Source organism: Rahnella sp. CFA14(1/10), from assembly GCF_004195095.1.
GTDB lineage: Bacteria > Pseudomonadota > Gammaproteobacteria > Enterobacterales > Enterobacteriaceae > Rahnella > Rahnella perminowiae.
Genome location: NZ_SEWS01000002.1, coordinates 230,502 through 245,360, shown reverse-complemented (window position 1 = coordinate 245,360; position 14,859 = coordinate 230,502). Strand labels below are relative to the sequence as shown.

Here is a 14,859-nt window from a genome sequence, read left to right as displayed (position 1 = left end):
CATCTATAGAAACAAGGCAATTACCCGACAGTCTGTTTCTTCATCAGGATCCGTCCGACAATAATGTGTACGACAAGGACGGCAAAGCAGCCCAGCGACATATAAAAAACCACTCTGAAAACATCGTTATAGGCCAGCAATCCGGCCTGTTGTGTCACTTTCTGGCTCAGCAGGGCCAGACCTTCGGCATTGAGTTGCGTGCCGTCGTTTAATACCGGTTTCAGTAAATGGATGTACTGCGCAACCCGTTCACTGACCAGCGGATTTTGCAGGCTGATGTTTTCGACCAATACGCTGGAATGAAATTTCTCTCTCAGGATCTGTATCGTCCCGAGGAAGGCGCTGCCAACCTGTGCGCCGACATTCTCAGTAGAGAGAAACACCAGGATAAAACTGATGATCTGGCTTTGCCCAAACTGCAGGGCGCGGATAAACCCGAGCCAGAGAGCGGTCGGCAGAAATACCGCCCCGGCAAAGGCGATCATTCCTTGTGTCAGGTAAAATTGCTCCGGGCGGGTATCCACCGTGGAACCGGCGTCCGTCAATGAGGCAATCGCAATCAGGGCAATCGAAAACAGATGGATGTATACGATCCGGTTGGCTTTGTGAATGATACTGACTACCACCAGTCCGGCGAAGGTTGCGACCAGAATGACGCAAAACAGCGCCATCAGCTGATCGTTAAGCAATCCGACCAGATTCAGAAACCCGACCATGCCGGTCGTTTGTTCCGACAACAGCATGCGTACGAAGAGCATCGACCCGGTGAACAGCACCATTTCAGGCGTCATTAGCCAGCGCAAATCGATAATGGGATTCTTGCGTTTCAGTTCGACCATAAATGACAGCGTCAGCGCAATAATCCCGACCACCAGCACTTCACCAATCCAGTCTTTTTCCTGCCACCAGTAATAACGGCCCATTGTCAGCACCACCGACATACAAGCCACCGCGGTGGCAATGAGCGGATAACTTATCCAGTCTGTACGTTCAAACACTTTCACCCGTGGCGGATGGGTAAGCGGCAAAATCCAGATAATGGTAAGGCAGATAAGTGAAAGGCCGGATTCCAGCGTCGCCAGTTGGTGCCAGTGGCCAAGATCTAACAAATGCGGGGATATAATGCGCGAGACAGGTAAAGCCAGCTGACTGCCCGCCAGCCCGAAACACAATCCAGCCGTCAGTTTTTTAGCCGGCGGAAAGATCTCAAACATATAAAATAATGCCAGCGGTCCGAGCGACGCCATTGCAAAACCCATGACAGCCCGCACGGCCAGGGCGGTCTGGAAATCATGAGTGAATGTCTGTCCCAAAGACGCCACAGCAAAAAACAGCAGCCCGTATTCACCAAACCGACGAAAACCAAACTGGGTACGGATTTTGTACAGCAGGATCGTGCCGGTAACGCTGGTTGCCGTATAGGCTGCCACCAGCCAGTAACTTTCCACATTGGAAATGCCCAGCGAGCCCTGTATGCCCGGCAGGTTGGAGCTGACCAGATTGATCCCAAGCCCCTGCGTCAGCCCGATAATCAGTGATGCTGTGGCATAGACAACCATCCGCAGACGCGGATAGTGCAGCAACCAGGTACTGACCTGAACGGCAAAAGGGTGATGTTGTGACGGCGGAACCGGCGCGGGTTTATCAGGTTTTACTGGGAGTTCTTTCTGTGGTGATGCTTCCCGTGTTGATAATTCACCGGCGTCCTGCCGGACATCTGAATCAGAACGCGTCGTCATCGTTATGCCTCGTAAATCATTACCTTGCGAGTTTGTAGCTTGCTACATAATGTAATAAGTCATCTCAAGGGTGTCTACCCAATTATTCATATTGATGATATTTACAAGTGAAAATAACGGATAACTAATCAATAACCCAAGTGATGATTACAGGCGGGAAAGGGCATCAAACAAGGAAAAAGCGCTCTTTAAAGCGCAGCGATATTGGCGGTAATACTGGCGAGAACACCCCGGGCGATATCCACATCTTTTGGCTCAATGCCTTCCATAACGCTGATCAGAATATCATCCGTCATGATACGCACCTGATTTGCCAGTTCGGTTCCAGTTTCCGTCAGTTTGATATCTTTTGAGCGACGATCGGTTTCTCCGGGACAGCGCTCCAGCAGGCCCAGCTCAGCCAGGCTGTCGAACAGGCGAATGGCAGTAGGGTGTTCCACTTCCAGCAATGCTGTCAGTTCTCCCTGAGGCAGGCGTCCGCTGGCGGCTTCCAGATGCAGTAAGACCTGTCCCCGGGCCAGCGTCAGACCGATTGTTTTAAAACGTGAATCGCAATAAGTTCGTAACTGGCGGCCGATATGAATGGTTTCAGGCAGGAAACGGATGGCTGGCGAGGTCGCTTCCGGGCGGCGGCGTAATAGGGTCACAGGAGATCCTCACTGTCTGGGCTTAAGCGTGTTTTTGAGGCGTCAGATTAGCACGATATGCAACATTTACCAGAAAAGGCAGGCTGCCATTAACATTTTGAGACAAGTGAAAGATTCATTAGCCCCGATAGCGGAGCCAAAAGTCCGACTCTCTTTTTTGCTATATTAGTTACAACATACAATATGTTATTTTAATACCGGTGATAGTCTGTCAGTCATAAAAAAACACCGCCTGAAGGCGGTGTCTGTCATTTTTCAGGCAGAGAGAGAGTTATAAACCCCGTTTTTCCATTAACAACGCCAGATCAACCAGACGGTTTGAAAAGCCCCATTCGTTATCATACCAGGCCAGAATCTTCACCAGCTTACCCCCGATCACCAGTGTGGAAAGCCCGTCAATAATAGAGGAACGGGGATCTCCCCGATAATCGCTCGACACCAGTGGCTCTTCGCTGTAACCAAGAATACCTTTCAGCGGACCGGATTCAGCCGCTTTGCGGAACGCGGCGTTAATTTCTTCAACTGTCGCTTCACGTTTCAGGTTAACCGTTAAGTCAACGATGGAGACCACAGGAACCGGAACACGCAGGGAATAACCGGTCATACGTCCGTCCAGTTCAGGGATCACTTTCCCGATCGCCTTCGCTGCGCCGCTGGAATACGGAACAATCGAAACCGCTGCCGCGCGTGCACCCCGTAAATCTTTTTCAGGCTGATCATGCAACGCCTGGCTGTTCGTATAGGCATGTGTGGTGTTCATCAGACCGTGTTCAATACCGAAAGTCTGATGCAAAACCTGAGCGGCAGGGGCCAGACCGTTAGTAGTACAGCTGCCGTTACTGACCACTTTATGTTTTGCCGGATCGTACTCGCCGTCATTGACACCCATCACGATAGTGATGTCATCATTTTTGGCCGGTGCGGAAATAATGACGCGTTTTGCTCCGCCTTGGGTGATATGAACTTCGGCTTTAGCTTTTTCAGTAAAGAAACCGGTCGCTTCAATAACGATATCCACACCCACCGTGCTCCATGGAATAGCCGCAGGATCACGTTCTGAAAAAACGCGCACCGCTTTACCATCCACCCGCAATTCGCCGTCACCAGCTTCAACATCCGCTTTTAACGTACCGGAGAGTGAGTCATATTTCAGAAGGTGAGCGAGGGTCTTACTGTCAGTAAGATCGTTAATTGCCACCACCTGGAAATCATTGCGTCCGAGAGCGGCGCGCAAAACATTCCGTCCAATTCTGCCGAAACCATTAATGCCTACTTTGACCATGATGAACTCCTTAGTTATCTGCTTTACAGTTAATCTAGTACGGAGATGATTTGGCGGAAATGACAATAAAAGATCAATTTACGCCAATATTTTGGAGCAAAAGCGTTCTCTGTATTCTGTGGGCGTCAGTTGTAAATTACGTTCGAAAACGCGGCGCAGGTTCAGCCCGCCACCGAAGCCGGTTGCGAGGGCAATGCGCTCTATGTTTTGTGTCGTTTGTTCCAGAAGCTGTCGCGCGGCACTCAGCCGGACTTCCTCAACATATTTTGCCGGGGTTATACCTGTTTCGCGGGTGAACACGCGCGTAAAGTTTCGCGGGCTCATCGCAACACGTTCAGCAAGACTTTCAACCGACAAATCATCCGTGAGATGTTCAGGTAACCACGTCTGAAGTTTGCGGATAGGGCCATCACTGGCCTGATTCAAAAGGTAGCGGCTAAATTGCGACTGTCCACCCGGACGCCGGAGAAACATGACTAAATCCTGAGCAACACTTTTGGCGATGCTGAAACCATGATCTTCTTCGACCAGTGCAAGGGTGAGATCAAAGCCCGAGCTGACGCCGCCTGACGTCCATACTGGCCCGTCCTGAACATACATCGGGCCGCGCTCAACCGTTACCTGCGGGTATTGTGACTGCAGAGTATCGATCAGACGCCAGTGGGTGGTGGCATGACGGCCGTTGAGTAATCCTGTCTGGGCGAGCAATAATGCGCCGCCGCAGACAGACACTACGCGGCGGGCAGAAGGTGCAGCCTGTTGCAGCCAGCGGACAACGTCTGAACCTTCTGCTTCAGACAGACCTTTGCCGGTCACTAAGATAGTGTCACGGGGCAATGTCGGGTCAAGATCGCACAACCGGTGATCCGCAAGAAGGTTAAGCCCTGAGACACCGTGGACTACACGGTGCGGTTGCGTGGTCGCCACCGTGACCTGATAGGGTGCGTTTTTTGCTTCAGGATGAGTATCGGGCAACAGGCGGTTTGCCTGCGTCAGGATGTCAGCAATACCTGCTGCTTCGAATAGCATGCCCCCGTCGGGGACGATAATCAGAAATGTGTTCATGGCATTAAAAATACAATGTGTATTAAATATGTCAAATCCACAAATGCTTTTATTGAGTCCCTGAGCAAGCGGATCAAGGCGAGAGCAGGGCAGACATACCGCATTTCGCACTTTTAGTACGGCTGAATCGCGGTAAAACTCTCATTAATACATGATCCTGAGCGACGATAACGGTATCTTATCAGCGCGGAGAATAACTCATTTCAATTCTGGAAGATTATGATTTCATCGTTTAAAAAAACCAGAAAATTCAGCACGTTGGTTATGCTGATCATTCTGGCTGGCTGTTCAAGTAAACCCCATTATAAAAAATATGACACCCATGCCTGGGATGATGAAATTGAAGATGCAGCGGATGAATATAAAGTCGACCGTAAACTTGTTAAAGCCATTATTGAGGTCGAATCCGGATTTAATCCCGGGGCTGTCAGTCCTTCCAATGCCATTGGTTTGATGCAACTAAAAGCTTCCACCAGCGGTTGTGACGCTTACCGGTATAAAGGGAAACGAGGTTGTCCTGACGATGATGATTTACGGGATCCTGAAACTAACATTGATTTAGGCACGGCCTATATCAGTGCATTGCAACGTCAGCAGCTTAACTGGATTAACGATCCGGTGACGCGCCGTTATGCTACAGAAGTTGCGTATGCCAACGGTGCGGGAGCGCTGCTTCGGACGTTTTCCAGCAATCGTCAGACTGCAATCCAGATGATTAATCAGCTGACGCCGGAAGCTTTTAACTGGCATGTCCGTCAGTATCATCCGGCACCGCAGGCACCCAGATATATGGCCAAAGTCGAAAAAGCCTATGCGGGTTTATAGCATTTGAGAGAGTGGCTGCATGAATTCTGCAGTAGTCTTGTGCGCAGGGTAACGCAGAATTCACGTAGCGCGATCAAACATCATAGATGTACACACCAGGCCGGATGGGCAGCCTGAAGAAAATAACAATCTGGCCGGTGATTGATGACCAGTCTGGAAATGTTCACCGAAGCAGGTGAGGCCTGATAAAGGACAGACAGCTAATGGGTGCGTAGCTGGATATCTTATTTAACATAATATACATTATGCGCACTTTGATTATCCAGCTTATCTCGTCTACATTGAATTGTTCTTATTCCGTTAACGGGATTTCTTCCCGGAGGTTTCTGGTGATTATTGCTCAGGTGTCCGACATGCATGCTGCAGAAAATAATGATAATCTCTCACGTTTTGAGCATGCACTGGCGTGGATTGATCTCATTACGCCTGACGCTCTTGTGCTGAGCGGTGATTTGATTGATGACAACTGGTGTGACGGTTATGCCGCCATCGCCGCTCAACTGAATAAAAGATCTTACCCGTCATTCATATTGCCCGGTAATTCTGATGACCGCACCTCAATGAAATCCATTTTGAAATGTCCTTACTGGAATAATACCTGCGAAGATGGCGCGCTGCATTTTGTTCTTGAGAAAACTCAGCGCGGTGACATGGATCTGACACACTGGCTGAGCTGGTTTTTGCAAATGCTTGAATCTACTGTGGATACGGCAATTCAGCGCATTGACCAGACGCTGGATAAATCGCGTTTCTGGCAGATTTATCACGCCAGCAATCTGTCTGCGGAACAGATAAAAGTGCTTAACCGTTTGCTCGATGGCGGCGAAAAAGGTTTCGCTGAAGGCATAAACGCAAGCCAGTATCAGAAAGTGGCAAAAGTCAGTAAGGCCACCGCAACACGGCATCTGACCGAACTTGTCTCGCGTGGCTGCCTGGTTAAATCTGCCTCGGGCGGGCGCAGCACGCGTTATCATATCCACCGGATCTTCAATTCTTATAATGCAGGAAAGTTTATGAAAAACATCACTTTTTACGGTCGTTTTGAGGCTGATATTCTTGCCGGCCGTAAAACGATCACCCTGCGTGAAGCCAGCGACGCGAATTTTGCAGCAGGGGATCAGGTTCGCGTCAGCCGTTATGAAGACGACGTATTTTTCTGCAATATTGAGATCATCGCGATTACTCCCGTACAGTTCGCCGATCTGAACGATCAGCACGCCATACAGGAAAACATGACGCTGGCAGAACTGAAACAAGTCATCAGTGAGATTTATCCGGGGCTAAACGAACTGTTTATGATTGAGTTTCGTCTTCTATAGTGACTCAGGGTGCGACGGGATCCCTTCCCTGCGCGCCCTTCTCTTCAACCATTAATCAGATTTCTTTCGCCACCTGTGCCCGTCGGAAACAATCCGGATGATGAGTATTAATCAGGCCTGTGGCTTCCAGCCAGGCGTAAACAATTGTCGGCCCGACGAATTTAAAGCCGCGTTTTTTTAAATCTTTCGAAATACGTTCTGACATCGCATTCCGGGTGGGTACCGGACCGCTATGCTGAATTGCTTTTCCGCCGATTTGTGACCAAATCCACTCACCGAAATCTTCTCCGGCTTGCTGCATGGCGAGATACGCACGGGCATTCCCGATCACTGCCGTAATTTTACTACGGGAGCGGATAATATCGGCGTTGTTCATCAGCCGTTCGATGTCTTCTTCGGTAAATCCGGCGACTTTTACGGGGTCAAATTGGCAAAAAGCCAGCCGCAGTGCATCACGTTTTTTCAGCACAATCCGCCAGGATAATCCTGCCTGAAAACCGTCCAGCATCAGTTTTTCCCACAGGGCCCGGCTGTCCCGCACCGGCTTGCCCCATTCATGATCGTGATAATCCATCATAAGTGGGTCATTCGTACCCCACGGGCAACGGATTAGGTCAGTCATCACGAACTCCTAAAATCAGAAAGTCATTTATTCTAGCGAGATTGATTTTTGTCATCATCTTTTTTTCGTATAACCATTATATTGCGCTTCTTTAAAACAAGGATGGAACCATGTTTAGTCGTTTAGGCCGTTTAGGCCGTTTAGGCCGTTTAGGCCGTTTAGGCCGTTTAGGACGGTTACTCATTGAAAGCCGCAAGCACTAAGTTTCTGTCTTGGTAAACTGTTTTTATGCGATGTTTATGATTTCCGCAAAGTTCATGTGTGCACATTGAATAATCATGCCTATACTGTATGTTGTAACTAACTGGAGGATTTATGGCAGATTATGATTTAATTGCCCGGATGAACGGTTGTTTTAACGAGCTGGAAATCGCATTGCACGATCTGGGGAATTTTCTGGGGAAACTGGAATTATTACAGGCCCGGGTTTTTGCGCTGCCGGAAGTCGTGAAAGGCGAAGAACATAATCCGGCGGACAAAATTACGGTCACGCCTCATACCGGTGAAGATGCACAGCAACTGGCATTACAACATTTTAAGCGGCTGTTTATTCATCATAATAACGAGAATATCAGCAGCAAATCCGCCGTCCGTTTACCGGGTGTATTGTGTTATGCCGTAGACACGGCTGAGCATCAGTCAGCCCTGCTGCTGATTGAAGAAGTGAATAAGCTGAAAGCTGAACTGGAACACATCGTGACCGTCGAATCCGGTCTCGCCCGTGAACAGCGGTTTGAGTTTGTGCATACCCACCTTCGCGGCCTGATTACGCTGAACGCTTATCGTTCGGTGACTTATCTCAATGATCCGGATTCGGTGCGCTTTGGTTGGGCGAATAAGCACATCATAAAAAATGTAACCCGCGAAGAAGTCCTGGCCCAGTTGGAAAAAAGCCTGAATGCCGGACGCGCAGTCTCTCCTTATACACGGGAACAATGGATGGAGAATATTAACCGAGAGATGATAGACGTGAAGCGCCTGCCCGAACATGCCGCGCTCAAATTTAAACGTCCGGTGAAAGTGCAGCCCATCGCCCGTGTGTGGTATCGCAACAACCAGAAACAGGTGCAACACCCCTGCCCGCTGCCGCTGATTGCATTGTGCCTGCGTTCGCCGATGATGCAGGTGCCCAAGTTAGGGGAATTGCATGACTACGATGTATCTTCCGTTAAGCATAAATATAAGCCGCAGTCGCAACCTCTGCACCTGCTGATCAAACGTCTGCATTTATATACGGATTTTCCGTTGTAAGCCGCCCGGAACGTAAAAAGGTCCGGTTTCCCGGACCTCATTTCCTTATTAAAAAGCGGTCTCCTAGACTTTCATGCTGCCGACCATGGCTTCAGGACGTACCCACTCGTCAAACTGTTCTTCGGTAAGATAACCGAGTTTTAATGCTGAGGCTTTGAGGGTCAGCCCCTCTTTATGGGCTTTCTTGGCGATTTCAGCCGCCTTGTCATAGCCGATATGTGTATTCAGCGCAGTAACCAGCATCAGCGATTCATTCAACAACTGAGTAATGCGGTCACGGTTAGGCTCGATGCCGGCTGCACAGTGTTCGTTAAAGCCGCTCATGCCATCTGCCAGCAAACGGACAGATTGGAGGAAGTTATGGATAACCAGCGGGCGAAATACGTTCAGCTCAAAGTTACCGGATGCGCCACCAATATTGACGGCGACATCATTTCCCAGCACCTGTGCGCACAACATGGTCATGGCTTCACACTGTGTCGGATTCACTTTGCCCGGCATGATTGAACTGCCCGGTTCGTTTTCCGGGATCGCGATTTCACCAATCCCGCAGCGCGGGCCGGATGATAACCAGCGCACGTCGTTGGCAATTTTCATCAGCGAAGCGGCCAGCCCTTTCAGCGCACCGTGGCCATGAACCAGTGCATCGCAGGTCGCCAGTGCTTCAAATTTATTCGGGGACGTCACGAAGGGTTGTTGAGTCAGTTCTGCCAGCGCTTTTGCCACCCGCACGGCGTATTCGGGGTGGGTATTCAGGCCAGTACCGACGGCGGTTCCGCCCAGCGCCAGTTCAGCAATATGCGGTATGCTGTTTTCAATGTGCGTCAGGCTGTGTCCCAGCATAGCTACCCAGCCTGAAATTTCCTGGCCCAGTGTCAGCGGGGTGGCGTCCTGCAAATGCGTACGACCAATTTTCACAATATCACGATAGGCCGTCGCTTTATCAGACAGTGTCTTATGCAGCACTTTCAATTGCGGGATCAGGGTTTCGCGCAGTTCAATCACCGCCGCCACGTGCATAGCTGTCGGAAAAACATCGTTGGAGCTTTGGCTCTTATTCACATCATCGTTCGGATGAACTTTACGTTCTTCCCCGCGCACACCACCGAGAATTTCACTTGCCCGGTTAGCCAGTACTTCATTCATATTCATATTGGTCTGGGTGCCTGAACCCGTCTGCCAGATGTACAGCGGGAATTCGGCAGAATGCTTGTCCGCAAGCACTTCATCAGCGGCGGCAATAATGGCCTTTGCCCGCTCAGCAGGCAGTAATCCGAGGTCCATATTGACGCTGGCTGCCGCACGTTTCGTCAGTGCCAGCGCGTGAATCAGCGCCGCAGGCATTTTTTCAGAGGAAATACGAAAGTGCTCGAGGGAACGTTGCGTCTGTGCGCCCCAAAGTTTATCTGCCGGAACATCAATTGGCCCCATTGAGTCTTTTTCAATGCGAGTAGATGCCATTACTGTCTCCTTAGATATTTATTACGATGAAAAATCAGTTTTTCCGCAGGTTTTTGTTTGCCGCACGCGCTCCCACGCTTCCGTTGGCGGCCTGTTGATTATAGTGACATATAAGGCAGGCGTATAATTCGATTCGATCTCCAATCTGAAAATACATGCCAGCCGCACTTTTTGGGCCTTCGCAGTTGTAAAGCCCCCGTCGTCATTGTTTACTAGGCAGCAATATTTTCTATTCAGGATGAAGCAATGCAAAAGATGCATAACGGTGTGCAAAATTACGCCTGGGGCAGCAAAGACGCGCTGACCAAACTCTATGGAATTAAAGACTCAGAAGGCCGTCCGATGGCTGAACTGTGGATGGGGGCGCATCCGAAAAGTAGCTCTCAGGTTGAGAATTCCCGCGGTGAGTCTGTCTCCCTGCGCGAACAAATCACCGCCGATCTGACTGCCCAGTTGGGCGCAAAAGTGGCCAGCCGCTTTGGCGAATTACCTTTCCTGTTTAAAGTGCTTTGCGCTGATCAGCCTCTGTCGATTCAGGTTCACCCGAGCAAGAGTGCAGCCGAAATAGGTTACGCCAAAGAAAATGCGGCGGGTATTCCGCTGGATGCGGCCGAACGTAATTACAAAGATCCGAACCACAAACCTGAACTGGTCTATGCCCTTACGCCTTTCCAGGCCATGAACGGTTTCCGCGAGTTACGCGAAATGGTTTCACTCCTGCAACCCGTCGCCGGTGCGCATCCCTTAATTGCGACTTTCCTGACGTCTCCGGATGTGGATCACCTGCGCACCTTGTTCGCAGGTCTGCTGAGTCTGGAGGGTGAAGATAAATCCCGGGCACTGGACGTGCTGAAATCGGTTCTGGATGAGCAACACGGTGAGCCGTGGGATACCATCCGCAGCATTTCTGAATTTTATCCTGATGACAGCGGCCTGTTCTCCCCTCTGCTGCTCAACGTGATCACCCTGCAACCGGGGGAAGGCATGTTCCTGTATGCCGAAACGCCGCATGCTTATCTGAAAGGGGTCTCGCTGGAAGTGATGGCAAACTCAGATAATGTTCTGCGTGCCGGCCTGACGCCGAAATACATTGATATTCCTGAGCTGCTGGCGAACCTGAAATTCAACGCTAAACCCGCGTCGGAATTGCTGACCACGCCGGTTGTCAAGGGGGCGGAACTCAACTTCCCGATCCCGGTCGAAGATTTCGCGTTTTCGATCCATAGCCTGGCGGCTGAACCACAAACACTGGAGCAGGACAGCGCCGCGATCATCTTTTGTATTGAAGGTCAGAGCGTTCTGTTAAAGAACAATCAAACTCTGGTGCTCAATCCGGGTGAGTCGTGTTTCCTGTCAGCCACAGAGTCACCGGTAACTGTCAGCGGTAACGGCCGCATAGCACGTGTGTTCAATACACTCGCTAAATGAACAGTAGATCAAACAAAATGGGGCTAACCGCCCCATTTTGGTGATTTATTTGCTGATTCAGCTACACTCTGTAGACTAATAACGCCGTAAGGCGTTTTTTATTTTCGGGATATTTCATAAGGATAAACAGAGATATGAAGAAGTCGTTAGTCGCTGTAAGCGTCATTGTAGTCCTTGGCGCGGCCTGGACAGGCGTCTCGTGGTATACAGGCAAACTGATCGAACAACATATGGATGAACAGATTGCGGCGGCCAACGGCCAGTTGCAAAGTGCTTATCCGAAAGCCGGGCTGAAAGTCAGCTATCAGGATTACCAGCGCGGTCTGTTCAGCAGCAAGATGCGTATTGTGCTGCAACCGGATCCTGCTGCCGCAACTGCGGGCACCAGCGTACTGAAAACCGGTGACGAAATTGCCTTTATCGAAACTATCGATCATGGCCCTTTCCCTGCCGCTCAGCTGAAAAAATTCAACCTGATCCCAAGCATGGCTTCCGTTCATTCAGAGCTGCAAAACACGCCAACGGTGAAAGGCCTGTTTGATGTGACTAAAGGCAAGTCTCTGGTCACGATTGACACCCGTATTTCCTACAGCGGTGCGAGTTCTTCGGCGGCTGACATCATTCCGGTAACCTATCAGAAAGATGAAAGCCAGCTGGCCTTCTCCGGTGGCAAAATTAATGTTGATGTGGACAAAGATCTTACGGCCATGAAACTGGACGCCAGCACCGACAGCGTCGCCCTGACCTCTAAAAATCAGTGGGGTCAGCTTGAAAAAGTGACCCTGGCCGGTTTCAGCATGGACAGTGATACGAAACAAGGTAAGTTCCAGGTCGGTGTAGGTGATCAGAATCTGACCGTGAAACACATCCTGGTGAATGTTGACGGCAAAGATGCGGGTTCACTCGACAATTTCAAACTGGTGAGCAAATTCTCTGAAAACGGCAATAACATCGCCGGCCAGCAGGATTACACCATCGATGCACTGAAAATTCAGGGGGCTGATTTCGGTTCAGCCAAACTGACACTGAAATTGGACAAGCTGGATGGCGCTGCGATGAAACAATTCGCAGACAACTACAACCAGCAATCCCGCGCACTTCTGATGCAACAGGGCCAGATTGATCCGGCTGTTTATCAGCAACAGGCCGCCGATTTACTGCTGGCTAACCTGCCTCTGCTGCTCAAAGGTAATCCGAGCATCAGCATTGCACCGCTGAGCTGGAAAAACAGCAAAGGCGAAAGCAGCTTCAACCTCCAACTGGATCTGAAAGATCCGGCCGCAACCCCGGCACCCGCTCAGGATCAGATGTTATCTCAGATGGTGAATAAGGTAGATGCTAAACTGACAATTCCTCTGCCGATGGCGACGCAGGTGACCACACAGGTGGCTCAGCTGGAAGGTTACAATGCAGACGACGCCGCTAAACTGGCGCAACAGCAGGTGCAGGGTCTGGCCGCGATGGGTCAGATGTTCAAACTGACCACGGTGAAAGATGACACAATTTCCAGCACCTTCCATTACGCTGACAATCAGGTTGACCTGAATGGCCAGAAAATGACGTTGCAGGAATTCGCAGGTCTGTTCGGGATCCTGGGCGGGCCGGCAGCGCCAGCACCAACCCCTGAACAGGAAGCACCGGTAGCCCCGACGCCAGCGCCGGTACCGGCTCAGTAATCCTCTTTACTCCTCCCCGGCTAAGGGGAGGAGTAAAACCTCCTTACCTAAGGATTTTTCAGGCGTGACCACTCCTACCGATCTCCTTCGTCTGCAAGACGTTTCTTTTACGCTTAACCATATACCGCTGCTCGAACCTGTTTCCCTCACCCTGAATCCGGGGGAATTTACCTTACTGACCGGTCCTTCGGGGAGCGGGAAAAGTACGTTGCTGAAGATTATTGCCTCATTGCAAAATCCGACCGGCGGAGAACTTTATTTCAAAGGCGAAAACGTTACGCAGATTAAACCTGAAATGTATCGCCAGCGCGTGTCCTACTGCTTCCAGACGCCGTCGCTGTTTGGCGAAACGGTTTACGATAACCTCGCCCTGCCTTATCAGATCCGCAATAAAAAGCCGGATGACACTCAGCTTCGCAGCTGGCTGCAACGGGTCAACTTATCCGCAGATATGCTGACCAAACGCACGCAGGAACTTTCGGGGGGTGAAAAGCAACGAGTCGCGTTGCTGCGCAATCTGCAATTTATGCCGGATATATTATTGCTTGATGAAATCACCAGCGCGCTGGATGAAGAGAATAAAATCAATATCAACAACATTATTGCCGGGCTGGTTGAGAAAGAGCAGATCGCCGTATTGTGGGTAAGCCATGATCTCAACGAAATCCGCCACGCCAAAAACGTCATTACCCTGTCCCGTCATTTACCAGGAAGCGCGGCGCATGAATCAGCATAATATTACCAACCAGTCTCTGGCTCTCGCGCTGATCCTGGTTGTCGTCGCCCTGCTCGTCAGCAAGAAAGAAAAACTCGGGCTGGAAAAAGACATTATCTGGAGTGTCGCCCGCGCTATCGTACAGCTGATCATCGTCGGCTACGTGTTAAAATACATTTTTGATATTAATAACAGCCTGTTAACCGTACTGATGGTGCTGTTTATCTGCGTAAATGCGGCCCTGAATGCCAAAAAACGCAGCCGCAATATTGATAACGGATTCATCATTTCGTTTATCGCCATTACAACAGGTACCGCGCTGACATTAACGATTCTGATCCTGAGCGGTTCGATTGAATTCCTGCCTATGCAGGTGATTCCGATTTCGGGGATGATTGCCGGAAATGCTATGGTGGCAGTCGGGCTGTGTTACAGCAACCTTAACCAGCGTTTTCTCGATAATCAGCAAAAAATCCTCGAGATGCTCAGCCTCGGTGCACCGGTAAAAATGGCTTCCGGCCGGATTATTCGCGACAGCATTCGTGCCGCCATGATCCCGACCGTGGATGCGGCAAAAACCGTCGGAATAGTCAGCCTGCCGGGCATGATGTCAGGGCTGATTTTTGCGGGTATCGACCCGGTGAAAGCCATTAAATATCAGATTATGGTGACGTTTATGCTGCTGGCGACCGCGAGTTTATCAACGATCATTGCCGGCTATCTTGCCTACAAACGTTTCTACAATAACCGTGCGCAGCTACGCGATTTGACATCATCGTAACCTGTGCCGCTGCCCGCTGAAAAAACGGCGGGCAGACTTTTTCAGGTT

Annotated in this window: 13 protein-coding genes and 2 pseudogenes; 9 read left to right on the top strand and 6 right to left on the bottom strand. The window is 50.3% G+C overall.

All coding sequences use genetic code 11. The annotated features are described in order from the left end of the window. Positions 1–20 precede the first annotated feature (20 nt). The 4 genes from EVX52_RS04805 to EVX52_RS04790 form a co-directional block, all read right to left on the bottom strand. On the bottom strand, positions 21–1,739 hold the full coding sequence (locus tag EVX52_RS04805; RefSeq protein WP_129990723.1) for an MFS transporter: 1,719 nt from the start codon (positions 1,737–1,739) through the stop codon (positions 21–23). A gap of 188 nt (positions 1,740–1,927) precedes the next feature. Beyond that, positions 1,928–2,386, bottom strand: coding sequence for a MarR family winged helix-turn-helix transcriptional regulator (locus tag EVX52_RS04800; protein ID WP_129951276.1), 459 nt, complete (start codon positions 2,384–2,386; stop codon positions 1,928–1,930). 271 nt (positions 2,387–2,657) lie between these two features. Further along, positions 2,658–3,668, bottom strand: a complete 1,011-nt coding sequence (gene gap / locus EVX52_RS04795) for a type I glyceraldehyde-3-phosphate dehydrogenase (RefSeq protein ID WP_129951277.1) — start codon at positions 3,666–3,668, stop codon at positions 2,658–2,660. Positions 3,669–3,746: 78 nt separating this feature from the next. Next, entirely contained in the window at positions 3,747–4,733 is a 987-nt protein-coding gene (locus EVX52_RS04790; protein WP_129990722.1) for a GlxA family transcriptional regulator, read from the bottom strand. Between the two features lie 219 nt (positions 4,734–4,952). On the opposite strand from EVX52_RS04790, the gene EVX52_RS04785 reads away from it, so the two are divergent. The 4 genes and pseudogenes from EVX52_RS04785 to yqfB all read left to right on the top strand — a co-directional run bounded on the left by EVX52_RS04785 (position 4,953) and on the right by yqfB (position 6,877). Further along, the gene (locus tag EVX52_RS04785) at positions 4,953–5,558 is read left to right on the top strand and encodes a transglycosylase SLT domain-containing protein (protein WP_129951279.1); all 606 of its coding nucleotides are present in this window, start codon (positions 4,953–4,955) and stop codon (positions 5,556–5,558) included. Between the two features lie 245 nt (positions 5,559–5,803). Next, positions 5,804–6,118: pseudogene (locus EVX52_RS25670) on the top strand (metallophosphoesterase); the annotation flags it as partial. 51 nt (positions 6,119–6,169) lie between these two features. Beyond that, positions 6,170–6,529 (top strand): annotated as a pseudogene (locus EVX52_RS25435) (DUF4172 domain-containing protein); the annotation flags it as partial. 42 nt (positions 6,530–6,571) lie between these two features. After that, positions 6,572–6,877 (top strand): N(4)-acetylcytidine aminohydrolase, encoded by a 306-nt coding sequence (gene yqfB / locus EVX52_RS04775; protein ID WP_129952112.1) that lies wholly within the window; start codon positions 6,572–6,574, stop codon positions 6,875–6,877. 55 nt (positions 6,878–6,932) lie between these two features. Here the strand turns inward: yqfB and EVX52_RS04770 are convergent, their stop codons facing one another. Continuing rightward, positions 6,933–7,499, bottom strand: a complete 567-nt coding sequence (locus EVX52_RS04770) for a DNA-3-methyladenine glycosylase I (protein WP_129951280.1) — start codon at positions 7,497–7,499, stop codon at positions 6,933–6,935. A gap of 315 nt (positions 7,500–7,814) precedes the next feature. Here EVX52_RS04770 and tus point away from each other — a divergent pair, with 315 nt between their 5' ends. Next, on the top strand, positions 7,815–8,750 hold the full coding sequence (gene tus, locus EVX52_RS04765) for a DNA replication terminus site-binding protein (protein ID WP_129951281.1): 936 nt from the start codon (positions 7,815–7,817) through the stop codon (positions 8,748–8,750). Between the two features lie 63 nt (positions 8,751–8,813). Here tus and fumC read toward each other — a convergent pair whose 3' ends face one another. Beyond that, entirely contained in the window at positions 8,814–10,211 is a 1,398-nt protein-coding gene (gene fumC / locus EVX52_RS04760; RefSeq protein WP_129990721.1) for a class II fumarate hydratase, read from the bottom strand. A 246-nt stretch (positions 10,212–10,457) separates the two neighbouring features. Between fumC and manA the strand changes: the two genes are divergently transcribed. The 4 genes from manA to fetB all read left to right on the top strand — a co-directional run bounded on the left by manA (position 10,458) and on the right by fetB (position 14,811). Beyond that, a complete protein-coding gene (gene manA, locus EVX52_RS04755; protein ID WP_129990720.1) occupies positions 10,458–11,639 on the top strand; it encodes a mannose-6-phosphate isomerase in 1,182 nt (393 codons plus the stop codon). 134 nt (positions 11,640–11,773) lie between these two features. Then, positions 11,774–13,315, top strand: coding sequence for a YdgA family protein (locus EVX52_RS04750; RefSeq protein WP_129951284.1), 1,542 nt, complete (start codon positions 11,774–11,776; stop codon positions 13,313–13,315). Between the two features lie 64 nt (positions 13,316–13,379). Continuing rightward, positions 13,380–14,051, top strand: coding sequence for an iron ABC transporter ATP-binding protein FetA (gene fetA / locus EVX52_RS04745; protein WP_129990719.1), 672 nt, complete (start codon positions 13,380–13,382; stop codon positions 14,049–14,051). Beyond that, positions 14,038–14,811 (top strand): iron export ABC transporter permease subunit FetB, encoded by a 774-nt coding sequence (gene fetB, locus EVX52_RS04740; RefSeq protein WP_129990718.1) that lies wholly within the window; start codon positions 14,038–14,040, stop codon positions 14,809–14,811. The genes fetA and fetB overlap by 14 nt, the downstream gene beginning before the upstream one ends. Positions 14,812–14,859 lie beyond the last annotated feature (48 nt).

Bases quoted from the DNA above. Each gene is read 5' to 3' on its own strand.
- tus (WP_129951281.1), top strand. From the start codon at position 7,815: ATGGCAGATTATGATTTAATTGCCCGGATGAACGGTTGTTTTAACGAG.
- EVX52_RS04750 (WP_129951284.1), top strand. From the start codon at position 11,774: ATGAAGAAGTCGTTAGTCGCTGTAAGCGTCATTGTAGTCCTTGGCGCG.
- EVX52_RS04785 (WP_129951279.1), top strand. From the start codon at position 4,953: ATGATTTCATCGTTTAAAAAAACCAGAAAATTCAGCACGTTGGTTATG.
- gap (WP_129951277.1), bottom strand. From the start codon at position 3,668: ATGGTCAAAGTAGGCATTAATGGTTTCGGCAGAATTGGACGGAATGTT.
- EVX52_RS04805 (WP_129990723.1), bottom strand. From the start codon at position 1,739: ATGACGACGCGTTCTGATTCAGATGTCCGGCAGGACGCCGGTGAATTA.
- EVX52_RS04790 (WP_129990722.1), bottom strand. From the start codon at position 4,733: ATGAACACATTTCTGATTATCGTCCCCGACGGGGGCATGCTATTCGAA.
- fetB (WP_129990718.1), top strand. From the start codon at position 14,038: ATGAATCAGCATAATATTACCAACCAGTCTCTGGCTCTCGCGCTGATC.
- manA (WP_129990720.1), top strand. From the start codon at position 10,458: ATGCAAAAGATGCATAACGGTGTGCAAAATTACGCCTGGGGCAGCAAA.
- EVX52_RS04770 (WP_129951280.1), bottom strand. From the start codon at position 7,499: ATGACTGACCTAATCCGTTGCCCGTGGGGTACGAATGACCCACTTATG.
- yqfB (WP_129952112.1), top strand. From the start codon at position 6,572: ATGAAAAACATCACTTTTTACGGTCGTTTTGAGGCTGATATTCTTGCC.
- fumC (WP_129990721.1), bottom strand. From the start codon at position 10,211: ATGGCATCTACTCGCATTGAAAAAGACTCAATGGGGCCAATTGATGTT.